A 22827-nucleotide genomic window follows, 5' to 3' on the forward strand; every position below is an offset into this window, starting at 1 on the left:
CTGAAGTTATGTACAACGGAAGGGCGTTCGACGCGGCGGTGGTGTTATCAAGAATACGTCCACAAACAAAGAAGACGTTTTTCCACGGGTTATCCACAGTTCTGCGTGGATAATTAAGGTGTACGTTTGTTCTATGTCGCTTAGAATGGCGACTTTGCTGGCGTAGCGTTATAGTCGGCAGGAAAACAGCGCCACGAGCAGGACCATAAGAAGGCGCAAAACGTAGAGGGTTGCAATGTCCCCATTCAGGCACCGCTAAATGGCTTGGCACGCCTGAATTTTGAGACGGCGGGGACCGAGAACGAAGTGCAGTTCGCAAGGGATTAGGTGTACTTTTCTGCGAGCGGGGTTTCGGACTAGGTGTTCGCGGCGGTTTGCGCGAACGTGCCGTCAAAACACATAAGCGGAACAACAAGCGAAAGACTATGAGTGAAGGCGTTTACGGAGAGCAGGCGACGGGGCGGGTGACCCACGGCCTGCTGAGGCTAAGCACCGCGATGCGTAGCCAGGCATGGGAATGGGCGGAGGGCGCGGGGCTCACGCCGACCCAGGGTGAAATTCTCGTGCTGCTGATGCAGCGCAAGGGGGCGATGCGCCTCGGCGAGATCGCGCGTGAAACGGCGTTGACCGCCGCCACGACGAGCGATGCGGTGAGCACGCTCGAAGGCAAGGGTCTCGTCGAGAAGCGTCGCGCGCTCGACGACGGCCGCGCGCTCGCGGTTCGTCTGACCGCGCGTGGCCGCACGGCCGCGAAAAAGGCGCTGCAATGGCCGGACTTCCTCGCGAAGGCGGTCGGCACGCTGCGCGCGGACGAGCAGGTGGCGTTCTATCGCACGCTGCTGAAGACGATCCGTCAGCTCGAATCGCAGCAGCAGATTCCAGCGCACCGCATGTGTCTGTCCTGCTCGCATTTCGAAGCGAGCAAGAATCCTAAGAAAGCGCCGCATCACTGCGCGCTTTTGCAGATCGACATGGCGGACACGGATCTGCGTCTCGACTGTTCGGTATACGAAGAAGCCGACGTCGCGACGCAAAAGAAGAGCTGGAAAATCTTCGCCCAGGTCGCCTGATCGGGGCGGACGGCGTAAAAGCCGTTTGGCGTCATCCGGCGCTGTGGGGTCGCGACGAGTCGGGTTAGACTGTGCCCGTCGCGCCTCGCCGCGAGGCGCGGCTCGTCACAACTTCGTTCCGAGCCAAGCGCAGTCGACCTACGGAAAGCCGCCGATGAAACATGAAGTCCTGGCGATTCGCCACGTCTATTTCGAAGATCTGGGCAGCCTCGAACACGTGCTCGGCGATCGCGGCCATTTTGTGCGGTATCTCGACGTCGGGCGCGGCCGTATCGATGCGCCCAATCCGCTCGATCCTTCCTTGCTCGTCGTCCTCGGCGGCCCGATCGGGGCTTACGAGGACGCGGATTATCCGCATCTCGCGCCGCTGCTTTCGATGCTCGAAAAGCGCATCGCGGCAGGTTTGCCGACTATTGGCATCTGTCTCGGTTCACAACTGATCGCGCGGGCGCTCGGCGCGCGGGTGTATCCGTCGGGCAAGCTGGAACTCGGCTGGTCGCCACTCACGCTCACCGACGCGGGACGTGCTTCCGCGCTGCGGCATCTCGAAGCCGACGGCGCGCCCGTGCCCGTCTTCCATTGGCACGGCGATACCTTCGATCTCCCCGAAAACGCGACGCTGCTCGCCTCCACGGACCTGTGCGCGCATCAGGCATTCACCTGGGGCGAGCACGTGCTCGCGCTACAGTGCCACCCGGAAGTGCTCGTGGAACGCTTCGAAAGCTGGCTCGTCACGTATCCGGGCGATATCGCGAAAAGCGGCACGACGGTCGCCGCGCTGCGCGAGGAAACCGCGCTGCACGGCGCGAACCTCGAACGCGCCGCCCGCGCGATGTTCGGCGAGTGGCTCGACCGGTTCGCCGTGAACGCACGCTGAAGGTGTGATGGTATGAACCATTCGCGCGGCCGGTGTTTCTGCGCGTAACGGCTCGCGGTGCTATTCTCGATCGCTCCTTTTCCAGCGACGAGTCACCGCCATGAGCGCGTTGTTCACTCCCACGACCTTACGCAATCTCGAACTCCCGAACCGCATTTTCGTATCGCCGATGTGCCAGTACTCCGCCGAGCGCGGCGAGGCCACGGCATGGCACATGATCCATCTGGGCCAGCTCGCGTTGTCGGGCGCGGGCATGCTGTTTATCGAGGCGACCGCTGTCGAGCCGGACGGACGCATCACGCCCGGCGATCTCGGTCTTTGGGACGATGTCACCGAGGCCGCGCTGCGTCCCGTGCTCGCGGCGATCCGCCAGTATTCGAAGATCGCCGTGACGATGCAGTTGTCGCACGCGGGCCGCAAGGCATCGAGCCACAAGCCGTGGGAAGGCGGAGCGCTGATCCCCGTGGCCGATGGCGGCTGGATGACCTACGCGCCCTCCGCCATCGCGCATAAGCCGGAAGAAACGCCGCCGCTCGCGCTCGACGCCGCCGGCCTCATCCGCGTGAAGGAAGCGTTCGTCGCGTCGGCGAAGCGGGCCGCGCGGCTCGGCATCGACGGCATCGAGGTGCATTGCGCGCATGGTTATCTGCTGCATCAGTTTCTGTCGCCGATCGCCAATCAACGCACCGACGAATACGGCGGCTCGCGCGAAAACCGCATGCGTTATCCGCTCGAAATCTTCGACGCCGTGCGCGCCGCGTTCCCGGCCGACAAACCCGTCGGCGTGCGCGTCTCCGCGACCGACTGGGTCGAAGGCGGATGGGGCATCGAAGATACGATCGCGTTCGCATCGGAGTTGAAGAAGCGCGGCGTCGACTGGGTCGATGTATCGTCGGGCGGCGTCTCGTACTTGCAGAAGATTCCGTTGTCGTCGGGCTATCAGGTGCCGTTCGCGCAGGCCGTGAAGGAGGCGACGGGCGTGAACACAGTCGCAGTCGGGCTGATCACGGAGGCGAAGGAAGCGGAGGAAATCGTCGCGAGCGGCAAGGCGGATTATGTAGCGATGGCGCGCGCGATGCTCTACGATCCGCGCTGGCCGTGGCACGCGGCCGCGGAGCTGGGCGCGACGGTCACGGCGCCGCCGCAGTACTGGCGCTCGCAACCGCGCGACCAGAAGAACCTCTTTGGCGAGATCACGATCGGTCAACGCTGAACGTTGTACGCATCTCCCGGACGGTTGAGCATTCGCGCGCCGGGAGTGTAGGATACCGGTGTGTTGAACGCGAGCGTTCAACGGAGCGAACGCGGCGGCATCGAAGCCACCGCGTTTTTTTTGTCCCGATGTTCATCCCCGATCGCGCGGGAGCGAAGCGTTATTTAAGGATTCGTTCGATGAGTTCACGCAGGGTCACCGTTCGCCGCTCCGGCGTGCACGGTAAAGGCGTGTTTGCCGTGAAGCCGATCGCCGCGGGCGAGAAGGTGATGGAGTACAAGGGCGAGCGCATTTCGTGGAAGGAAGCGCTGCGCCGTCATCCGCATAATCCCGACGAGCCGAATCACACGTTCTACTTCGCACTCGACGACGGCCACGTGATCGACGGCAAGATCGACGGCAACAGTGCGAAGTACATCAACCATTCGTGCGCGCCGAACTGCGAGGCCGAGGAAGTCGAAGGGCGCGTGTTCATCCACGCGCTGCGCGACATCGAGGCGGACGAAGAGCTGAACTACGATTACGGGCTCGTCATCGACGGCCGCATCACGAAGAAGCTCAAGAAAGAATACGAATGCCGATGCGGCGCGAAGAAATGCCGCGGCACGATGCTCGCGCTGAAGAAGGAAAAAAAGAAGAAGTAAGCCGCGTATGACAATCTGAAAGAGCCACGATCGAAGCCAGGCGAACGTGGCTCTTTGTCATTGCGCCGCCGGCTTTTCTTCCTTCAGCGGCATGCGCACGATGAAGCGCGCGCCGCCTTCGGGCGCATCTTCGTAGTGCACGGTGCCGCCATGCAGCACCATGATGTCGTGAACGATCGCGAGTCCGAGACCGGCGCCGCCTTCCACGCTTTGTCCGTCGCCGCGGAAGAAGCGCTTGAAGAGATCCGGCTGCTGATCCGGCGGCACGCCCGGGCCGTTGTCCTCCACGACGACTTCGCCGAAGCGGCGGCCGTTCGCGTCGATCAATTGCGTGACCGACAGCGTGATGCGCGCGCCTTCGACGCGGAATGGCGGAATGTACTTGAGCGCGTTGTCGATCAGATTCCCGAGCACTTCGCGCGTGAGCACGAGATTGCCGCGCACGATCAGCGGATGCTCGTTCTCGGGATCGTCGAGGCGCTGGAAGCCGAGATCGACGGTCGCGGCGAGTGCGCGCGGCACCCATTCCGCGCCGGTTTCGAACGCGAGCGCGGCGAGATCGAAATCGGTGAAACGCGCCGCCTGCTCGCCCGGCTCGGCGCGCGCGAGCGAGAGCAATTGGTTCGACAGCCGCACCGCACGATCCGCCGATGCGCGCAATTCCTTCACCGCTTCGATGGCCTTCGCGGGATCGCGCGAGTTGAGCGCTTGTTCGGCGTGCAGCTTGACCGCCGTCAGCGGCGTGCGCAGTTGATGAGCGGCGTCGGCGATGAACTTGCGTTGCGCATCGAGCGCGCTTTGCAGGCGCACGAGCAGGGCGTTCATCGCGCTCGTGAGCGGGCGGATTTCGCGAGGCACGTAAGTCTCGTCGACGGGTTCGAGCGAGATGTGCGTCTGCTGGTTGAGCGCGTCCGCGAGATCGGTGAGCGGGTTCAGTTGCTGATTCACGACGCGCCACACGATGACCCATCCGGCGAGCAGCAGCAGCGCGAGCGGCATCATGATCGCGATGAGAAATTCCACCGCGATCCGGTATCGCGAACCGACGCGCTGCGCCACTTCCACGACGATCGGATTGCCCTTCGGCTGCGGCACGCGCACTTGCGCCGCGCGCACGGAGACGCCCTGAAAGTGCGTCTCGAAGACGTAGGCGTAGTGAATGCGCCGCACGTTGCTGCCGGTGAGCGGCAGATCGGGTTCCCCGGCGATTTCCTCGTCGCCGGTGCTGATGCGGTAGATGAGCTGCTCGACGGGATCGGAGAACATCGCCTGAGCGAGCGGCGGCACGGTGACGGGCGCGTCGACGCCCGCGAGCTGGATTTGCTTGGAGATGGCCGTGGCGAGATCCGCGAGCGAGCGGTCGACCACATGTTGTGTGTATTGCCACGCGAGCCAGTACGCCATGAGGCCGGACATCAGCGCGAGCAGGGACAGCGGCGCGGCGAGGCGGCGCAGCAGCGTGCGCCGCAGACTCGGGGGCACCGGCGTCTCGGCGGCTTTCGATCGCGCCAGATCGAGCCAGTCTTCGCGGGCGAAACGCTGATCGCCCGCGCGGCGAGTGGGAAATCGCAAGGCGTTTTACGGCAGGAGCATTACGCCGCTTGCCGGATCTCCTGAAGCAGATAGCCGAAGCCGCGAACCGTCACGATTTCCACGCGCGTGTTTTCGAGTTTCTTGCGCACGCGATGCACATACACTTCGATGGCCGTATCGCCGAGATCGCCGCCGAAGTGCGTCAGATGATCCTGCAACTGCGCCTTGCTCACGACGCGGCCGTGACGCAGCAGCAGCATTTCGAGCACTGCGAATTCGCGCGGCGAGAGTTCGAGCGGACGTTCGTCGTTGAAGATGCGGCGATCGACGCCCGACAGTCGCAAGCCGCCCAGCGAGACTTCGGGGCGCGGCACGTCGCCGTGCGGACCGCTGCGGCGCATCACGGCGCGGATGCGCGCTTCGAGCTCTTGCGGTTCGAAGGGCTTCAGCATGTAGTCGTCGGCGCCGCTGTTCAGGCCTTGCACGCGGTCATGCAGTTCGTCGCGCGCGGTGAGGATAATCACCGGCGTGTGGCGATTGCCCTGGCGGAAACGCGAGAGCAGCGTCATGCCGTCGATGCCCGGCAAGCCGAGATCGAGAATGACGAGTTCGTGGCGGTTCTGCGCGAGCGCCTGTTCGGCGAAGATGCCGTCGTGCACCATGTCGACCGTGAAGCCGGATTGTTCGAGGCTGCTTTGAATGCCGCGCGCGATGGGGCGGTCGTCTTCGATCAGAAGGATTCGCATGGAGTCGCTCAGTACAATGGGTTGAGCTCAAGCGGGCGGGGCGGTCGGCGACATGGTCACATGCGCGACTTTGCGGCGCGGGCTTCGAGCCGGTTGAAAACTCACATCTCATGCGGCGTGCGCGGCCCGTTTTCTGACGCCGCGAGCGGCCGTACACCGAATGTATTTCTGCCCGGACATGGCTGTCATCTCGATCGACGACTCGAAGCCGCGTTCAACTACCGGCGCGGCCGCTCCCCGACTAATGGCGACGAACTCAGCCTTTGCAGAGAAGCGAGCGCGTTGTCCAGGCCCTATGCGCTGCTGATTGTACAGCGTCAGTCCGGCCAGCCGCCCGAGCGACGGGACAACGCAGCGCGCGCCGTGAAGGAAGCTTACGGTCGATTCAAGAATGGTAGTCGAGACTGAAAGGTTGCTGACGGCGAAGCTTTCTTTTAGCTGTTCGAATGCTTGCGTTTATGTCGATTTCCCGGCATTGCGAGCGAAATGTCATCTTTCGCGATGTCATGATTGGTAACACGCACGTTACTTTGTTTGTCGCTGAAAGCAATTCGTCAAACACGCGTGAAACGGCCCCTTTGTGCGAGGGGTTTGTGAGCGCACCCACGCCAATGCGATAAAGTCGCACTCACCACGGCTCACGCGCATATCCGCCTCATGCTCGAACTCGATCATTTCGACCTCGCCCTGCTCGACGTGCTGCAACGCTTCGGGCGCGCCACGCATCAGCAACTGGGCGAGCAGGTGCCGCTCTCGCCGTCGCAGATCGGGCGGCGTTTGCAGCGGCTCGAAGCGACGGGTGTGATCGAAGGATATCGGGTGGTGCTGCGGCCGGAGAAGCTCGGCCTGGGCGTGACGGCGTTCACGAGCCTGAAGCTTAAGCATCACGGCGATTCGATCATCGAGCAGTTCCAGCAGCAGATCGAAACGCTGCCCGAAGTGCTCGAATGCCACGCGACCGTGGGCGACGCCGATTATTTATTGCGCATCGTCGCGCCGGATCTGAACGCGCTCTCGGGCTTCGTGATGAAAAAACTGATGCGCGTGCCGGGCGTCGACAGCGTGCGTTCGAACATCGTGCTGACGACGTTCAAGCGCAACGGCCCGCTGCCGCTTTCTCACTTGGCCGACGACGCCTCGGGACTGAGCAGATCGACGTAAGCGAGCGGCACGAGATCGGTCTGCGCGACGCCCAGACGCGCGAACATCGCGTGCGCTTCCTTTTCGCCGCCGGCTTCGTCGTCGTCCTGGCCGAGCACCACTTCCAGCTCGATGAAATCGCCGAGGCCGTCCACGCGATCGAGATGAATGCGCGTGCGCCCGACAAGAAATACATGCCGCTCCTTCGAGACGATGCCGCGCGTCGTCAGCGCCTGCGCGAGCAGCGCGTGCATCGCTTCGGGATTCGTCACCGGGCTGCGCGAGTAATACGAGACTTTCGGCCCACCGCGGTCGTCGCGCTGATAGAAGATCAGCTCGGACGGCGTGCCGTCATCGAACTGGCGCAGCTTGAGGCGTCCCGTGGGCACGTCGTAGAAAAAGTCTTGCTGGCGGAAAACCAGCGGCGCGTCGGGAGCGAGCGCGGCCGCGCGTTCGCGCAGTTCCTCGAATTGATGCGCGCGCGCCTTGATTTCGATGTTACGTGCCATTAAGACTCCTGGAACACGGTTGGATGGATGAGCGAAGGATCAGCCTAGCAAACAATCCGTGACGCTCGCTCGAATAGCCTTGCGCGCGGCTCGGGGTTTCCACTTAGATGTCGTTTCAAACGGCCCATTGCGCGTCGATAAGCCGCAGCGCCGCCGCGATGGCCGGTTCCTCGCGCCGCTCCGCCAGCGCGACGAACGACAACTGTGTCGGCACCGTGACGCCTTCGACGATCGTCAGCGCGTGCGCATGCGCTTGCGCGAGCGCGATCGAATCGCGTGCGAGCGACAAACCCACGCCCGATTTGACGAGATCGAGCATGGACGGCTCCTGATCCACTTCCGCGACGATCACCGGCATTGCGCCCGCCTCGCGGAAGATGCGCGACAAAAGCCGGTTGTGCGCGGACTCCGGCGGCGTCCAGATCCACGGCAGCTTGGCGAGCGCGGCCCAGTTGCGCTTGCCCTTGTTGACGCGGTGATGCCAGCCCGCCGGCGCCAGCACGCGATACAGAAAAGGCGTGAGCCTGACGACATGAAAGCGCTCGCCGTCGCGCGTGCCGTCGATGACCGGATCGCCGATGTAATAGCCGACGTCCAGTTCGCGCGCCTTCACGCGCTCCAGCACCCAGCCCGACATGCCGTGCCGCAACGACGTCTCGATGCGCGGATGCGTCTCCACCAGTTGCCGCAAAAAGCCGCCGAGCCGCAGAAATTCAGGATCGAGAATCGTGCCGATGCGCAGCATGCCGCTGACTTCGTGACGCAGCGCGGCAGCGGCGCGTTGCACGTCGGCGGCGGCGGCGAGCGCGCGTTCGGCGTGCGGCAGGAGCGCTTTGCCGTCGCGTGTCAGCAAAAGACCGTGCGATGTCCGCGAGAACAACACGACGCCCAGCATCCCCTGCAGGTTCTTGATTTGCAGGCTGACGGCGGGTTGCGTGAGATGCAGTTTCGCCGCGGCGCGCGTGAGGTTGCCTTCGCGTGCGACGGTGATGAAGGCGCGCAGGAGGGTGTAGTCCATCGGCTGATATTAAAGCTTCTTATATCCCAATTGAACATATCTCATTGGATTCGGCGGCGCATCCGGCAGTACGCTCGGGTAATTCGGCAATGAGATGCCCGTAGCGAAGTAAAACACTCAGCGACGCCGCGAAAGACGGCGCACATCGGAGACAAGAGATGAAACAAAACGCGCGCAAGCTGGAAGGCGAATTCGACTACATCGTCGTCGGCGCGGGCACGGCCGGTTGTGTGCTCGCGAATCGCCTCACCGAAGATCCGGACGTAAACGTGTTGCTGCTCGAAGCGGGCGGCAAAGACGACTATCACTGGATTCACATTCCGGTCGGCTATCTGTATTGCATCGGCAATCCGCGCACGGACTGGCTCTACAAAACGCAGGCGGAGCCGGGTCTCGAAGGGCGCGCGCTTTCTTATCCGCGCGGTCGCGTGCTCGGCGGATGCTCGTCGATCAACGGCATGATCTACATGCGCGGCCAGCGCGAGGACTATGACGACTGGGCGCATGTCAGCGGAGACCCGAACTGGTCGTGGGATTCGGTGCTGCCTGTGTTCAAGCGCAGCGAGGATCATCACGGCGGCGGCGATCAATGGCACGGCGCGGGCGGCGAATGGCGCGTCGAGAAGCAACGCCTGAAGTGGAAGATTCTCGAAACCTTCGCGCAGGCCGCGCAGCAAAGCGGCATTCCGGCTACCGATGACTTCAATCGCGGCGACAACACCGGCGTCGGTTATTTCGAAGTGAATCAGCGCGGAGGCATTCGCTGGAACGCGGCGAAAGCCTTCCTGCGCGAAGCGATGAAGCGTCCCAATCTCACGACGATCACCGGCGCGCACACGCAACGTCTCGTGTTCGAGGGCGCGCGCTGTGTCGGCGTGGAATATCGCGGCGGCGACATCGATTACGTTGCGCGCGCACGTTGCGAAGTGATTCTTAGCGCGGGCGCGGTGAATTCGCCGCAGATTCTCGAACTCTCGGGCATCGGCAATGGCGCGCGTTTGCAGCGCCTCGGCATCGATGTCGTGAAGAGTCTGCGCGGCGTCGGCGAAAATCTGCAGGACCACTTGCAATTGCGCATGGCCTACAAGGTCAACGGCGTACGCACGCTCAATACTTTGTCCGCGCATTGGTGGGGCAAGCTTTTCATCGGCATGCAATACGCGTTGTTGCGTAGCGGCCCGATGTCGATGGCGCCGTCGCAACTCGGCGCGTTCGCGAAGTCCAATCCCGACGATGCATCGATCACGCGCGCCGATGTCGAATATCACGTGCAGCCGCTGTCGCTCGAACGCTTCGGCGAGCCGTTGCATGCGTTCAATGCGTTCACCGCATCCGTGTGCAATCTGCGGCCGACATCGCGCGGCAGCGTGCATATCGAGTCGCCGGATGCGCATGCGGCTCCGTTGATCGCGCCGAATTATCTGTCGACGGATCGCGACCGGGAAGTCGCCGCGAATTCGTTGCGCCTCACGCGACGTATCGCCGGCGCGCCCGCGCTCGCGCAATATGCGCCCGAAGAGATTCTTCCGGGCATCCAGTTTCAGACGCAGGAAGGACTCGTCGAAGCCGCGGGCAAGGTCGGCACGACGATCTTTCATCCGGTCGGCACGTGCCGCATGGGAACGGACAACGACCCGGGCGCGGTCGTCGATAGCCGGTTGCGCGTGATCGGCGTGCGCGGCCTGCGTGTGGTCGATGCATCGGTGATGCCGACGATCACATCGGGCAACACGAATTCGCCGACGCTCATGATCGCCGAGCGCGCGAGCGACATGATCCGCGAAGACCGTCGCGGCATCGAAGCGCAGGAAGTGATCGCCACAGCGCTCGCGTGACGGATCGATGAATCGCGCGCCTCACATGTTGAGATGACACGTGCATGGCGCGCGCATGACACGAATACATCGATGCTTATTCGCCGCGTGAATAAGCATTCCGCATGCCCTCATTGCGTGCACGTTCCCAGACCGCAAGTAATTCGTTAGTAAGTGCAAATCCCAATGATTGCGCTGCATCATTGGCGCGACAATGGCCCCGGAATTAGTGATGCTCGGCATGCCACGTGCACACTTTGTGCGGCCGCAACAGCGGCGCGCGAAGCAAAGCAGTACCGGAATGGAGACAACGTTCGGGTGCGCGCGGAAAGAAAAAATAAGGCGCAGGCGAACGGAGTTTGCCCAGCGTCTCACTTCGCATGGAAGGGGACATGATTCTCGGCGACACCATTCTTGAAACGCGAGGACTCACGAAGGAATTCAAAGGCTTCACGGCCGTGAATGGCGTGAACCTGCGCGTTCGCCGCGGTTCGATCCATGCGCTGATCGGACCGAACGGCGCAGGCAAGACCACCTGCTTCAACCTGCTCACCAAGTTTCTCGAACCCACCGCGGGTCAGATCGTCTTCAACGGCACGGACATCACGCGCGAGCGCCCGGCGCATATCGCGCGGCGCGGCATCATTCGCTCGTTTCAGATTTCGGCCGTATTTCCGCATTTGACGGTATTGCAAAACGTGCGCATCGGTTTGCAGCGGCAATTGGGCACGTCGTTTCATTTCTGGCGCAGCGAGCGCTCGCTCGACGCGCTCAACGACCGCGCGATGGATCTGCTCACGCAAGTCGGCCTCACCGATTTCGCCGATACGAAAACCGTCGAGCTTTCCTATGGCCGCAAGCGCGCGCTGGAGATCGCGACCACGCTGTCGATGGAGCCGGAACTCATGCTCCTCGACGAACCGACGCAAGGCATGGGCCACGAGGATGTTGACCGCGTGACGGCGCTCATCAAGAAAGTATCGGCGGGCCGCACCATTCTGATGGTCGAACACAACATGAACGTGATCGCGGGCATCTCCGACACCATCACCGTGCTTCAGCGCGGCGAAGTGCTGGCCGAAGGCAGCTACGCGGAAGTGTCGAAGAATCCGCTCGTGATGGAAGCCTACATGGGCAGCGCCGATGCGGCGCTCACCGGAGCGCATGCATGAGTACGATCGTGGAGGAGCGCCGCTCGCGCGAGGCGAACGGCGCGGCGGGGAATGTGCCCGCGCTGGAAATCTCGGGCTTGCAGGCGTGGTACGGGGAATCGCACATTCTGCACGGCGTGGACCTCAAGGTGAATCGCGGCGAAGTGGTCACGCTGCTCGGGCGCAACGGCGCGGGCCGCACGACCACGCTGCGCGCCATCATGGGTTTGACCGGCCGCAGAACGGGTTCGATTCGCGTCGCGGGACACGAAACCGTCGGGCTCGCCACACACAAGATCGCGCATTACGGGGTCGGCTATTGTCCGGAGGAGCGCGGCATTTTTTCGAGTTTGTCGTGCGAGGAGAACCTGCTTTTGCCGCCGATGATCGGCCAGGCAAAGAACGCGATGTCGCTCGACGAGATCTACTCGATGTTCCCGAATCTGAAGGAGCGCCGCGCCAGCCAGGGCACGCGTCTTTCGGGCGGCGAACAGCAGATGCTGGCCGTCGCGCGCATTTTGCGCACGGGCGCGAACCTGCTTCTGCTCGATGAAATCTCGGAAGGCCTCGCGCCGGTCATCGTGCAGACACTCGCGCGCATGATCCTCATGCTGAAGTCGCGCGGCTACACGATCGTCATGGTCGAACAGAATTTTCGTTTCGCGGCGCCGCTCGCGGACCGCTTTTACGTGATGGAGCACGGGAATATCGTCGAGCATTTCGGCGCGGGGGAACTCGAAGCGAAGATGCCGGTGCTGCACGAATTGCTCGGGGTGTAATCGATCTCCGGCAGGGCACATCGGAAAGGGCAACACCAGTAACACCGCATCAAATCAAAACTCATGGAGACTGGAATGAAAAAGAAGACCCTCGCGCGCCTCTCTAATCTGTGCTTTGCGGCTGCGGCGGCGAGTGTGGCGGTGATGAGCACAAGCGCCAGCGCTGCCGACAGCAACACCGTGAAGATCGGTTTCGTCACCGACATGTCGGGCCTCTACGCGGACATCGACGGCCAGGGCGGCCTCGAAGCCATTCGCATGGCGGTCGCGGATTTCGGCGGCAAGGTGAACGGCAAGCCGATCGAAGTCGTTTATGCGGATCACCAGAACAAGGCGGACATCGCGGCATCGCGCGCGCGTGAATGGATCGACCGCGACGGCGTGAACGTGATCATCGGCGGCACGAACTCGGCGACGGCGCTTTCGAGCGCGCAGGTCGCGGCGGAGAAGAAGACGCCGTACATCAACATCGGCGCGGGCGCGGACAACCTGACCAACGAGCAATGCTCGCCATACACGGTCCATTACGCGTACGACACGATGGCGCTCGCGAAAGGCACCGGTTCCGCGGTGACGAAGCAGGGCGGCAAGACGTGGTACTTCCTGACCGCCGACTACGCGTTCGGCAAGGCGCTCGAAAAGAACACCGCGGACGTCGTGAAGGCGAACGGCGGCCAGGTGCTCGGCGAAGTGCGTCATCCGCTGTCGGCGTCGGACTTTTCATCGTTCCTGTTGCAGGCACAGGGATCGAAGGCGCAGGTGCTCGGCCTCGCGAACGCGGGCGGCGACACGATCAACGCGATCAAGGCCGCGAAGGAGTTCGGCATCACCAAGTCGATGAAGATCGCCGCGCTGCTGATCTTCATCTCCGACATCCACTCGCTCGGTCTCGAAACGACGCAAGGTCTCGTCGCCACGGATAGCTGGTACTGGAACAAGGACGACAAGACGCGCGCGTGGGCGAAGCGCTACTTCGACAAGATGAAGAAGATGCCGGGCAGCCTGCAGGCCGCGGATTACTCGGCGGTCACGACGTATCTGAACGCCGTGAAAGCGGCGGGCACGACCGACAGCGACAAGGTCATGGCGCAGCTCAAGAAGGCGAAGATCGACGACTTCTACGCGAAGGGCTACATCCGCGAGGACGGTTCCATGATCCACGACATGTACCTGATGGAAGTGAAGAAGCCGTCGGAGTCGAAGGAGCCGTGGGACTACTACAAGATCACCGCGACGATTCCCGGCGATCAGGCGTTCGGCACGAAGGCGGAGTCGCGCTGCAAGCTCTGGAAGTAAGCGCTCGGTAGTGCTTTAGCGCGTTCGCGCGGCGGCGGCCGGTTGGGTCGCTCGCCGCCGCAACCGCGTCAACACGTTTCTGACGGCAGGTTCAATGGAAATTTTCGGCATTCCACTCGCCGCGATGATGAGCCAGCTGCTGCTCGGGCTGGTGAACGGCTCGTTCTACGCGATCCTGAGCCTCGGGCTCGCGGTGATCTTCGGCTTGCTCAACGTCATCAACTTCGCGCACGGCGCGCTCTTCATGATGGGCGCGATGCTCGCATGGATGGGCTATTCCTATCTCAACGTCCCTTATTGGGTGATGCTCGTGGCGGCTCCGATCGTCGTCGGGCTGTTCGGCGTGGTCGTCGAGCGTTCGATGCTGCGCTGGCTCTACAAGCTCGATCACCTCTACGGGCTGCTGCTCACGTTCGGCCTCACGCTCGTTATCGAAGGCGTGTTTCGCTCCATTTACGGTTCGTCGGGGCAGCCTTACGACGTGCCGTCGCTGCTTACGGGCGCGACCAATCTCGGCTTCATGTTCCTGCCGAACTATCGCGCGTGGGTGGTCGTGGCGTCGCTCGCGGTGTGCTTCGCGACGTGGTTCGTGATCGAAAAGACGCGTCTCGGCGCGTATCTGCGCGCGGGCACGGAGAATCCGAAGCTCGTGGAGGCGTTTGGCATCAACGTGCCGATGATGATCACGCTGACCTACGGTTTCGGCGTCGCGCTCGCGGCGTTCGCGGGCGTGCTCGCGGCGCCGGTCATTCAGGTTTCGCCGCTGATGGGCCAGTCGATGATCATCACGGTGTTCGCGGTCGTGGTGATCGGCGGCATGGGTTCGATCATGGGCTCGATTCTCACGGGCCTGCTGCTCGGCGTGATCGAAGGCTTCACGCGCGTGTTTTATCCGGAAGCGTCCGCGACGGTCGTCTTCGTCATCATGGCGATCGTGTTGATGATTCGCCCGGCAGGACTCTTCGGCAAGGAAAAATGATGCAGAGAAAAGCGCTCTACGGCCTGTTGCTGATCGGCCTGATCGTGGCGCCGTTCGTCGGCGTGTATCCGCTGTTCATGATGAAGGTGCTGTGCTTCGCGCTCTTCGCGGCCGCGTTCAATCTGCTGATCGGCTATACGGGGCTGCTGTCGTTCGGCCACGCGATGTTCCTCGCTTCCGCGGGTTACGTGGCCGGCTACGCGATCCAGACGCTCAACTTCACGCCGGAACTCGGCGTGATCGCGGGCACGGCGGCGGCGACGCTGCTCGGCCTGGTCGCCGGTCTGATCGCGATTCGCCGCCAGGGCATCTACTTCGCGATGGTCACGCTCGCGCTCGCGCAGATGGTGTACTTCGTCTTCCTGCAGGCGCCGTTCACGCACGGCGAAGACGGTCTGCAAGGCATTCCGCGCGGCAAGCTGTTCAACGCGATCGATCTCGGCAGCGACATCACGCTTTACTACGTCGTGCTCGTCGTGATGCTGCTCGCGTTCGCGCTGATCGTGCGCGTCGTGCATTCCCCGTTCGGACAGGTGCTGACCGCGATCAAGGAAAACGAGCCGCGCGCGATCTCGCTCGGTTACGACACATCGCGCTACAAGTTGCTCGCGTTCGTGCTGTCGGCGGGACTCGCGGGCTTCGCGGGCGCGATGAAGACGCTCGTGCTCGGCTTCGAAACGCTCGGCGATGCCTACTGGACGATGTCGGGCCTCGTCGTTCTGATGACGCTCGTCGGCGGTATGAGCACGATGTTCGGCCCGCTGCTCGGCGCGGCGATCATCGTCGCGCTGGAAGACCGGCTCGGCGATATCGGCAGCGGCATTGCGCGGCTTACGGGCGTGGCGTGGTTCAACTCGCTGGGCGAATCGGTGACGATCGTGACGGGCATTATCTTCATCGCGTGCGTGCTGGCGTTCCGTCGCGGGATCGTCGGGGAGATCGTCGCGCGGGTTCGGCCGCTGCAAAGCTGAAGCGATTTAGTTGGAATTGCGAATTAATAGGGGCCGCCGGAGAAGCGCGCTGTATTGCAAGAAATACGCCCCGTTGAGGTGCTTTTATGCACCACTAGGGTAAATGCTAGGTTGCCTGGCACTGTTGCGTTCTTTAACATGCGTCCTAGTTCTGTTGCACCCAGATTTTTGAGGTGGAGAACGAGGAGACATGAGGCACAAAGTGCCCGACCGAAAAGCGCTGTTGGATGATTCCAACAGCGCTTTTTTTATTGCCCATCGATAATACGAATAAAATCTCGCGAGGCATTTTGAGGCGGGGTTTTCCCGAGGGTTTTGGGCTTTACGCGGTGACGTTGGAAACGCGTCTCAAAAACAACACCGAAGCGCGTTCCAAACCCTTCAAAACGCTTGCTGGCCGGCGCTTTCGTCCGCTAAACTGCATTTCCCGACCCGTTGGTCGGCGATTCGAGCGGGCGCGAATAACGCGCATATTCGCAGGCGGCTTTTCACGCGAAACACGATTTACGGGGCGCAAATCAATGAAGTTGGCTTTACGCGGCAAGGCGGTCGCAATGGCCGTCGCGGCATTATCGGCGGTAATCAGCAATCAGGTTTTGGCGGACGTGAAAATCGGCGTGACGGTTTCGGCAACGGGTCCGGCGGCCTCGCTCGGCATTCCGGAGAAGAACACCGTCGCATTGCTTCCCAAGGAAATCGCGGGACAGAAGGTGGAATATATCGTCCTCGACGACGCCACCGATTCCACTCAGGCCGTGAAAAACGCGCGCAAGCTGACGAGCGAAGATCACGTCGATGCGCTCGTCGGTTCGACGGTCGTCCCCAATTCGCTCGCGATGACCGACATCTCCGCTGAAACCCACACGCCGATGATCTCGATGGCCGCGGCCGCGAGCATCGTCGAACCGATGGACGCGAAAAAGGCGTGGGTCTTCAAGACGCCGCAGAACGACATCCTGATGGCCACCGCGATCGCGCAGCACATGTCGAATCACGGCGTGAAGACGGTCGCGTTCATCGGCTTCTCCGATGCCTACGGCGAGAGCTGGTTCAAGGAATTCTCGAAAGCGGCCGATCTCGCGAAGTTGAAGATAGTCGCGAACGAGCGCTTTGCACGCAACGACGCATCCGTGACGGGCCAGGTGCTCAAGATGATGTCGCAGAACGCGGACGCGGTGCTGATCGCGGGCGCGGGCACGCCGGCCGCGCTGCCGCAAAAGACGCTCAGGGAGCGCGGCTACAAGGGCAAGATCTATCAGACGCACGGCGTCGCCAATAACGACTTCCTGCGCGTGTGCGGCAAGGATTGCGAAGGCACGTTCCTGCCGGCGGGTCCGCTGCTCGTCGCGGAGCAGTTGCCCGATAGCAATCCCGTGAAGCAGGCCGCGCTCACGTACAAGAAGGCATATGAAGGCGCGTATGGCGCGGCCTCGGTGTCGACCTTCGGCGGGCATGCGTGGGACGCGGGCCTCATTCTGCAACGCGCGATTCCCGTCGCGTTAAAGAAAGGTCAGCCGGGCACGCAGGCGTTCCGCGAAGCGCTGCGCGCGGCCATCGAAGAGACGAAGAATCTGCCCGCGTCGCACGGCATCTTCAACATGAGCGCGAACGATCACTCGGGACTGGATCAGCGCGCGCGCGTGATGGTGGAGATCGTCGGCGGCAAGTGGAAGCTCTCGGGCAACTGACGGCAAGCGCATGTGAGCTGATCCGAAGAACCAAGGCGCGTCGTTTCGAACGCGCCTTTTTTCTGCGCACGATGAGAGAGCATCGAAAAAGAGAAGAGGGCGCGAAGCCCCGCGGATCGCACAGGCGCCGTCAGGGAAAACCTGCCTTGGCGCGCAGTATGGCGGTCAATAAATTGGGGCGGCTCAGGGGTCCGTTCACCTATAAAACGGCCTGCGTTGCCCCGTGAAGGGCCGATCGCAAGGCATGCGACGAAGCGAATACGCAAAGAATTCGCAAGGAGCATGACGCCGCGAGCGGAGTGGATAACAACTCGCAGCAGCGCACCGAATGGTGCAAGTCGCGTTTGGAGACAAGCAATGAAAACGAAGAAGGCATGGATCAAGACGGGCATCGCGCTCGCTATCGCGGGCGGCATGTTCGCGGGGGCGGGCGCGGCGTTCGCCCAGGTGAAGATCGGCGTGACGCTCTCGGCGACGGGACCGGCCGCATCGCTCGGGATTCCCGAGAAAAATACCGTCGCGCTGTTGCCGAAGGAAATCGGCGGGAAGTCGGTCGAGTGGATCGTGCTCGACGACGGTTCCGACACGAGCCGCGCCGTGCAGAACACGCGCAAGCTGATCGATGAAGATCACGTCGATGCGATCGTCGGTTCCACCGTGACGCCGAATTCGCTCGCGATGATCGACCCGGCCGCCGCGGGCAAGACGCCGATGATCTCGATGGCCGCGTCGGCCGCCATCATCGCGCCGATGGATGCGAAGAAAGCGTGGGTCTTCAAGACGCCGCAGAACGACGCGCTCATGGCCGATGCAATCGCGAGCTACATGGAGAAGCACGGCGTGAAGACGGTGGGCTTCATCGGCTTCGCGGATGCCTACGGCGACGGCTGGTACAACGTGTTCAACACGGCGGCCGCGGCGCACAAGCTGAAGATCGTCACGAACGAGCGCTATAACCGCACGGACACGTCCGTGACCGGCCAGGTGCTGAAGACGATGGGCGCGAATCCCGACGCGGTGCTGATCGCGGGCGCGGGCACGCCGTCCGCGCTGCCGGCGAAGGCGCTGAAAGAGCGCGGCTACAAGGGCAAGGTCTATCAGACGCACGGCGTCGCCAACAACGACTTCCTGCGCGTCTGCGGCAAGGACTGCGAGGGCGAGATTCTCCCCGCCGGTCCGGTGCTCGTGACCGAGCAACTGCCCGATAGCAATCCGGTGAAGAAGTCGTCGGCGGCCTACAAGGAAGCCTATGAGAAGGCATACGGCGCGGGCTCGCTTTCGACCTTCGGCGGCCATGCATGGGATGCCGGTCAGATGCTTCAGCGCGCGATTCCCGAAGCGCTGAAGAAGGGCCAGCCGGGCACGCCGGAATTCCGCGAGGCACTGCGCGCTGCGCTGGAGAACCTGAAGGATCTGCCGGTGGCGCACGGCATCATGAACATGACGCCGACCGATCACAACGGCTTCGACAATCGCGCGCGCGTGATGGTGCAGATCGTCGACGGCAAGTGGAAGCTGTTGAACGACTAGCGTCGTGGAACGCGTTCATCGCGCGTTCGTGTTTCTTATTTTCAAGATGAACGAGCGGCGCACCGGCAACGGCGCGCCGCTCTGACCATATTTCGGCGGCTGTCGTCGAGCCGCCTGTTTCACAGAAGCCCCGAAGAGGAAGTATGGACTTATCGATTGCGGCGATCCTCGCGCAGGACGGGATCACCACGGGCGCGATCTACGCCTTGCTCGCGCTCGCTCTGGTGCTCGTGTTCTCCGTGACACGCGTCATTTTCATTCCGCAGGGCGAGTTCGTCGCGTATGGCGCGCTCACGCTGGCCGCGCTGCAGACGCAGAAGCTGCCGGCCACTTGCTATCTGCTCATCGCGATGGGCGTAGGCTGCTTCGTCGCCGAACTTGCGGGCATCCTTCGGCATCCTTCGCGATATCAGCGAATCGGGCGCCTGCTCGCCGTACTGGCGGGCAAATATCTGCTGTTTCCCGTCGCGGTGTGGGGCGTTACTCAGGCTGCTTTCGCGCAGCCTTTGCCGATGATCGTGCAGATTGCGCTGACGCTTCTGATCGTCGTGCCGATGGGACCGTTCGTCTATCGCCTCGCGTATGAGCCGATTGCCGAGGCGAGCACGCTGTTGCTGCTTATCGTGGCCGTCGCCGTGCACTTCGCGATGGTCGGCCTCGGGCTCGTGATGTTTGGCGCGGAAGGCTCGCGCACGACGGCCTTCTCCGACGCCAACTTCAATCTCGGCAGCGTGTCGATCTCGGGGCAGAGCCTGTGGGTCGTCGGCACGGCCGTGGTGCTGATCGTCGCGCTGTACTTTTACTTCGATCGATCGATCTCCGGCAAGGCGTTGCGCGCGACGTCGGTGAATCGTCTGGGCGCGCGGCTCGTGGGCATCGGCACGACGCAGGCGGGGCGTTTGGCGTTCACGCTCGCGGCCGGCCTCGGCGCGCTCTGCGGCGTGCTCGTGGCACCGATCACGACGATTTATTACGACTCCGGCTTCCTAATCGGCCTGAAGGGTTTCGTGGGCGCGATCGTCGGCGGTCTGGTGAGCTATCCGCTCGCGGCGGCGGGATCGATCCTGGTCGGCTTGCTCGAATCGTATTCGTCGTTCTGGGCGAGCGCGTACAAGGAGGTGATCGTTTTTACGTTGATTATTCCGGTCCTGCTCTGGCGCAGCCTGGCGAGCCCGCATTCGGACGAGGACGAGGAGTAAGCCGATGAAATTCCTGCATCGATATCGATTTTTCTGGGTTTTCCTGCTGGTCGTGTTCGCGTTGCCGATCCTGCCGGGAGCGGTCGCCGTGCCCGAGTACTGGATCACGCTGCTGAACTACATCGGCCTCTATTCGATCGTCGCGATCGGGCTCGTGCTGCTGACGGGCATTGGCGGAATGACGAGCTTCGGCCAGGCCGCGTTTGTGGGCGTGGGCGCGTATGCGACCGCCTTCCTGACGACGCGCTACGGCGTCTCGCCGTGGCTCGCGCTGATTGCGGGCGTCGTGCTGACTGCCTTCATCGCGCTGCTGCTCGGGCTCATCACGATGCGCCTGTCCGGGCACTTCCTTCCGCTCGGGACGATCGCGTGGGGACTGTCGCTGTTCTATCTGTTCGGCAATATGGATCTGCTCGGCAAGTACGACGGCATCAACGGCATTCCGGTGCTCAGCGTCTTCGGCTGGCAACTCGAATCGGGACGCAGTATCTACTACCTGATTTGGGTCGTCGTGCTGCTCGCGGTGATTTCTGTTCAGAATCTGCTTAACAGCCGGCCGGGTCGCGCTATTCGCGCGCTGCGTGGCGGGGGCACGATGGCAGAGGCGATGGGAATCAATACCGCGTGGATGCGCGTGGTCATCTTCATCTACGCAGCGGTTCTGGCGGCCATTTCCGGCTTCCTGTACGCCCATTTGCAGCGGGCGGTGAATCCGACGCCGTTCGGACTGAATCACGGCATCGAGTTCCTGTTCATGGCGGTCGTCGGCGGCGTTTCGCATGTCTGGGGTGCGATTCTCGGTGCGACGATCCTCACCGTTCTTCAGGATTATCTGCAAACGCTGCTGCCGAAGTTGCTTGGCGCGAACGGTAATTTCGAGATCATCGTTTTTGGCGTGCTGATGGTGCTCTTGCTGCAGTACGCGCGGCAGGGCGTTTGGCCTTTCGTCGCGCGCATCTTTCCTCGCGGGCCGCGCGCACACGTTTCCGATCGCGGCGATTCATTGCCGCGGCGCAGCAAACCGACGGCAGGCGAGCGCTTGCTGGTTGTCGACAATGCGCGTAAACAGTTCGGCGGTCTAGTCGCAGTCAACGACGTGAGTTTCGAAGTAAAGGCGGGCGAGATCATTGGTTTGATCGGACCAAATGGTGCGGGCAAATCCACGACGTTCAATCTCGTGACGGGCGTGCTTCAGGCGACGAGCGGCGCTATCAGTTTTCACGGCGAACGCATCGAGAAGCTGACTTCACGTGAAATCGTCAAGCGGGGAATCGGGCGGACATTTCAGCACGTCAAGATGCTTCCGGGGATGACGGTTTTGGAGAACGTCGCGATCGGCGCGCATTTGCGTGGCAAGACCGGCGTTTGGCGCAGCGTCGTGCGTCTGAATGCGGCAGAAGAAGCGCGGCTTATGTCCGAGGCCGCGAAGCAAATCAAGCGCGTCGGTCTGGAGAAACATATTTATAGCGAGGCTGGCAGTCTCGCGCTCGGCCAGCAGCGGATTCTCGAAATCGCCCGCGCGTTGTGCTGCGACCCGACGCTGCTGTTGCTCGATGAACCGGCTGCCGGATTGCGGTATCAGGAAAAGCTTCAACTGGCGGACCTGCTGCGAAAGCTTCGGGCAGAAGGAATGAGCATTCTGCTGGTAGAGCACGACATGGACTTCGTGATGAATCTGACGGATCGGCTCGTGGTAATGGAATTCGGCACGAAGATCGCCGAAGGACTGCCGAAGGATGTTCAGAAAGATCCGGCGGTGCTCGAAGCATATCTAGGCGGGGTGGAATGATGGCGAACGAATCGAACGCGGTGGGCGATCCGATTTTGCAAGTGGAGGGTTTGTCGGTGCGCTACGGCAAAGTCGAAGCGTTGCACGATGGCAAGCTCACGGTCGGGGCGGGGCAAATCGTTTCGGTAATCGGACCGAACGGAGCGGGGAAGTCGACGCTGCTCAACGCAATCATGGGCGCGTTGCCGCAGACGGGACATGCCAAGGGCCTCGTGCGCTATCTCGGCGAGGACGTCTCGGCCGTGGCGATCGAGCGTCGTGTTTCACGTGGAATGTGTCTCGTGCCGGAGAAGCGCGAATTATTCGCGACGATGGCGGTCGAGGACAACCTTGTGCTCGGCGCTTATCGGCGTAAGAAGGCGGGCGAGCGAAATTATCTCGATCAACTCGATCACGTGTTCGAGCTTTTCCCGCGGCTCAAGGAGCGACGGAAACAGGCAGCAGGAACATTGTCGGGAGGAGAGAGGCAAATGCTCGCAGTGGGCCGCGCGCTCATGGGGAAACCGCAACTTCTCATGCTCGACGAGCCGAGCCTCGGACTCGCCCCGCTAATCGTGAAAGAGATCTTTCACATCATCAGCGCGCTGCGTCAGACGGGTGTTGCAACGCTGCTAATCGAGCAGAACGCCCGTGCCGCACTTCAGATCTCGGACTACGGCTATGTCCTTGAGACGGGCGAGTTCGCGCTCGAAGGGAATGCGGACGCGCTTCAGCACAATCCGCAAGTCATCGAAACCTACCTTGGTCTGACGAAAAAAGTCGCATAGCTCCTTCGATGTTTCGGTCGTTCGATGGCGTGTTTCACGTGAAACACGCCATTTTTTTCGTCCTCGACCAGTCGTTCGAATCGGGGGCGGGAAGAAGCCGTTATAATTCAAAGC

General features: G+C 62.2%; 20 protein-coding genes and 1 pseudogene. 17 read left to right on the forward strand and 4 right to left on the reverse strand.

The features are described from left to right. The first annotated feature begins 425 nt into the window (after positions 1-425). The 4 genes from AWB82_RS07780 (at position 426) to AWB82_RS07795 (ending at position 3804) form a co-directional block, all read left to right on the forward strand. A complete protein-coding gene (locus tag AWB82_RS07780; RefSeq protein ID WP_086966573.1) occupies positions 426-1070 on the forward strand; it encodes a MarR family winged helix-turn-helix transcriptional regulator in 645 nt (214 codons plus the stop codon). Between the two features lie 154 nt (positions 1071-1224). Next, positions 1225-1947, forward strand: coding sequence for a glutamine amidotransferase (locus AWB82_RS07785; RefSeq protein ID WP_086966574.1), 723 nt, complete (start codon positions 1225-1227; stop codon positions 1945-1947). Positions 1948-2047: 100 nt separating this feature from the next. Further along, positions 2048-3160 carry an NADH:flavin oxidoreductase/NADH oxidase gene (locus AWB82_RS07790; RefSeq protein WP_086966575.1) on the forward strand — a complete coding sequence of 371 codons (1113 nt, stop codon included), beginning with the start codon at positions 2048-2050 and terminating at the stop codon, positions 3158-3160. A 128-nt stretch (positions 3161-3288) separates the two neighbouring features. Continuing rightward, positions 3289-3804 carry an SET domain-containing protein gene (locus AWB82_RS07795; protein ID WP_407642981.1) on the forward strand — a complete coding sequence of 172 codons (516 nt, stop codon included), beginning with the start codon at positions 3289-3291 and terminating at the stop codon, positions 3802-3804. Positions 3805-3861: 57 nt separating this feature from the next. Here AWB82_RS07795 and AWB82_RS07800 read toward each other — a convergent pair whose 3' ends face one another. Continuing rightward, entirely contained in the window at positions 3862-5316 is a 1455-nt protein-coding gene (locus AWB82_RS07800; RefSeq protein WP_086966647.1) for a sensor histidine kinase, read from the reverse strand. Positions 5317-5396: 80 nt separating this feature from the next. After that, positions 5397-6083 (reverse strand): response regulator transcription factor, encoded by a 687-nt coding sequence (locus tag AWB82_RS07805; RefSeq protein WP_008352418.1) that lies wholly within the window; start codon positions 6081-6083, stop codon positions 5397-5399. Between the two features lie 178 nt (positions 6084-6261). Here AWB82_RS07805 and AWB82_RS07810 point away from each other — a divergent pair. Beyond that, positions 6262-6491: pseudogene (locus AWB82_RS07810) on the forward strand (DUF3717 domain-containing protein). Positions 6492-6740: 249 nt separating this feature from the next. After that, a complete protein-coding gene (locus AWB82_RS07815) occupies positions 6741-7244 on the forward strand; it encodes an Lrp/AsnC family transcriptional regulator (RefSeq protein WP_086966577.1) in 504 nt (167 codons plus the stop codon). On the opposite strand, the gene AWB82_RS07820 is transcribed toward AWB82_RS07815, so the two are convergent. Next, positions 7202-7732: a class IV adenylate cyclase gene (locus AWB82_RS07820; RefSeq protein ID WP_086966578.1), complete on the reverse strand. Its 531-nt coding sequence runs from the start codon at positions 7730-7732 to the stop codon at positions 7202-7204. The genes AWB82_RS07815 and AWB82_RS07820 overlap by 43 nt on opposite strands. 115 nt (positions 7733-7847) lie before the next feature. Then, the gene (locus AWB82_RS07825; RefSeq protein ID WP_086966579.1) at positions 7848-8750 is read right to left on the reverse strand and encodes a LysR family transcriptional regulator; all 903 of its coding nucleotides are present in this window, start codon (positions 8748-8750) and stop codon (positions 7848-7850) included. Between the two features lie 158 nt (positions 8751-8908). Between AWB82_RS07825 and AWB82_RS07830 the strand changes: the two genes are divergently transcribed. From AWB82_RS07830 to AWB82_RS07880, 11 genes are all read left to right on the forward strand, one after another. Then, positions 8909-10585: a GMC family oxidoreductase gene (locus tag AWB82_RS07830; protein ID WP_086966580.1), complete on the forward strand. Its 1677-nt coding sequence runs from the start codon at positions 8909-8911 to the stop codon at positions 10583-10585. Between the two features lie 371 nt (positions 10586-10956). Then, a complete protein-coding gene (locus tag AWB82_RS07835) occupies positions 10957-11736 on the forward strand; it encodes an ABC transporter ATP-binding protein (protein WP_008352429.1) in 780 nt (259 codons plus the stop codon). Further along, entirely contained in the window at positions 11733-12494 is a 762-nt protein-coding gene (locus AWB82_RS07840; protein WP_086966581.1) for an ABC transporter ATP-binding protein, read from the forward strand. Before AWB82_RS07835 ends, AWB82_RS07840 begins: the two co-directional genes overlap by 4 nt. Before the next feature lie 75 nt (positions 12495-12569). Then, positions 12570-13790, forward strand: a complete 1221-nt coding sequence (locus AWB82_RS07845) for an ABC transporter substrate-binding protein (protein ID WP_086966582.1) — start codon at positions 12570-12572, stop codon at positions 13788-13790. Positions 13791-13884: 94 nt separating this feature from the next. After that, entirely contained in the window at positions 13885-14769 is an 885-nt protein-coding gene (locus AWB82_RS07850; RefSeq protein ID WP_086966583.1) for a branched-chain amino acid ABC transporter permease, read from the forward strand. Further along, complete coding sequence (locus AWB82_RS07855; RefSeq protein WP_200818065.1) at positions 14769-15740, forward strand: branched-chain amino acid ABC transporter permease; 972 nt, start codon at positions 14769-14771, stop codon at positions 15738-15740. The genes AWB82_RS07850 and AWB82_RS07855 overlap by 1 nt, the downstream gene beginning before the upstream one ends. A 521-nt stretch (positions 15741-16261) precedes the next feature. Then, positions 16262-17428, forward strand: a complete 1167-nt coding sequence (locus AWB82_RS07860; protein ID WP_086966585.1) for an ABC transporter substrate-binding protein — start codon at positions 16262-16264, stop codon at positions 17426-17428. A gap of 357 nt (positions 17429-17785) precedes the next feature. Then, complete coding sequence (locus AWB82_RS07865) at positions 17786-18958, forward strand: ABC transporter substrate-binding protein (RefSeq protein WP_086966586.1); 1173 nt, start codon at positions 17786-17788, stop codon at positions 18956-18958. A 143-nt stretch (positions 18959-19101) separates the two neighbouring features. Beyond that, entirely contained in the window at positions 19102-20157 is a 1056-nt protein-coding gene (locus tag AWB82_RS07870) for a branched-chain amino acid ABC transporter permease (protein WP_086966587.1), read from the forward strand. Between the two features lie 4 nt (positions 20158-20161). Then, positions 20162-21946, forward strand: coding sequence for a branched-chain amino acid ABC transporter ATP-binding protein/permease (locus tag AWB82_RS07875; protein ID WP_086966588.1), 1785 nt, complete (start codon positions 20162-20164; stop codon positions 21944-21946). After that, positions 21946-22713 (forward strand): ABC transporter ATP-binding protein, encoded by a 768-nt coding sequence (locus AWB82_RS07880; RefSeq protein WP_086966589.1) that lies wholly within the window; start codon positions 21946-21948, stop codon positions 22711-22713. The genes AWB82_RS07875 and AWB82_RS07880 overlap by 1 nt, the downstream gene beginning before the upstream one ends. The last annotated feature ends 114 nt before the right edge of the window (positions 22714-22827 follow it).

It is taken from the genome of Caballeronia glebae (genome assembly GCF_001545035.1).
GTDB classification, from domain to species: Bacteria; Pseudomonadota; Gammaproteobacteria; order Burkholderiales; family Burkholderiaceae; genus Caballeronia; species Caballeronia glebae.

Excerpts from the sequence above, each read along its gene's own strand:
- AWB82_RS07780 (WP_086966573.1), top strand. The coding sequence starts at position 426 with ATGAGTGAAGGCGTTTACGGAGAGCAGGCGACGGGGCGGGTGACCCAC.
- AWB82_RS07785 (WP_086966574.1), top strand. The coding sequence starts at position 1,225 with ATGAAACATGAAGTCCTGGCGATTCGCCACGTCTATTTCGAAGATCTG.
- AWB82_RS07790 (WP_086966575.1), top strand. The coding sequence starts at position 2,048 with ATGAGCGCGTTGTTCACTCCCACGACCTTACGCAATCTCGAACTCCCG.
- AWB82_RS07795 (WP_407642981.1), top strand. The coding sequence starts at position 3,289 with ATGTTCATCCCCGATCGCGCGGGAGCGAAGCGTTATTTAAGGATTCGT.
- AWB82_RS07805 (WP_008352418.1), bottom strand. The coding sequence starts at position 6,083 with ATGCGAATCCTTCTGATCGAAGACGACCGCCCCATCGCGCGCGGCATT.
- AWB82_RS07815 (WP_086966577.1), top strand. The coding sequence starts at position 6,741 with ATGCTCGAACTCGATCATTTCGACCTCGCCCTGCTCGACGTGCTGCAA.
- AWB82_RS07820 (WP_086966578.1), bottom strand. The coding sequence starts at position 7,732 with ATGGCACGTAACATCGAAATCAAGGCGCGCGCGCATCAATTCGAGGAA.
- AWB82_RS07825 (WP_086966579.1), bottom strand. The coding sequence starts at position 8,750 with ATGGACTACACCCTCCTGCGCGCCTTCATCACCGTCGCACGCGAAGGC.
- AWB82_RS07830 (WP_086966580.1), top strand. The coding sequence starts at position 8,909 with ATGAAACAAAACGCGCGCAAGCTGGAAGGCGAATTCGACTACATCGTC.
- AWB82_RS07835 (WP_008352429.1), top strand. The coding sequence starts at position 10,957 with ATGATTCTCGGCGACACCATTCTTGAAACGCGAGGACTCACGAAGGAA.
- AWB82_RS07840 (WP_086966581.1), top strand. The coding sequence starts at position 11,733 with ATGAGTACGATCGTGGAGGAGCGCCGCTCGCGCGAGGCGAACGGCGCG.
- AWB82_RS07845 (WP_086966582.1), top strand. The coding sequence starts at position 12,570 with ATGAAAAAGAAGACCCTCGCGCGCCTCTCTAATCTGTGCTTTGCGGCT.
- AWB82_RS07850 (WP_086966583.1), top strand. The coding sequence starts at position 13,885 with ATGGAAATTTTCGGCATTCCACTCGCCGCGATGATGAGCCAGCTGCTG.
- AWB82_RS07855 (WP_200818065.1), top strand. The coding sequence starts at position 14,769 with ATGCAGAGAAAAGCGCTCTACGGCCTGTTGCTGATCGGCCTGATCGTG.
- AWB82_RS07860 (WP_086966585.1), top strand. The coding sequence starts at position 16,262 with ATGAAGTTGGCTTTACGCGGCAAGGCGGTCGCAATGGCCGTCGCGGCA.
- AWB82_RS07865 (WP_086966586.1), top strand. The coding sequence starts at position 17,786 with ATGAAAACGAAGAAGGCATGGATCAAGACGGGCATCGCGCTCGCTATC.
- AWB82_RS07870 (WP_086966587.1), top strand. The coding sequence starts at position 19,102 with ATGGACTTATCGATTGCGGCGATCCTCGCGCAGGACGGGATCACCACG.
- AWB82_RS07875 (WP_086966588.1), top strand. The coding sequence starts at position 20,162 with ATGAAATTCCTGCATCGATATCGATTTTTCTGGGTTTTCCTGCTGGTC.
- AWB82_RS07880 (WP_086966589.1), top strand. The coding sequence starts at position 21,946 with ATGGCGAACGAATCGAACGCGGTGGGCGATCCGATTTTGCAAGTGGAG.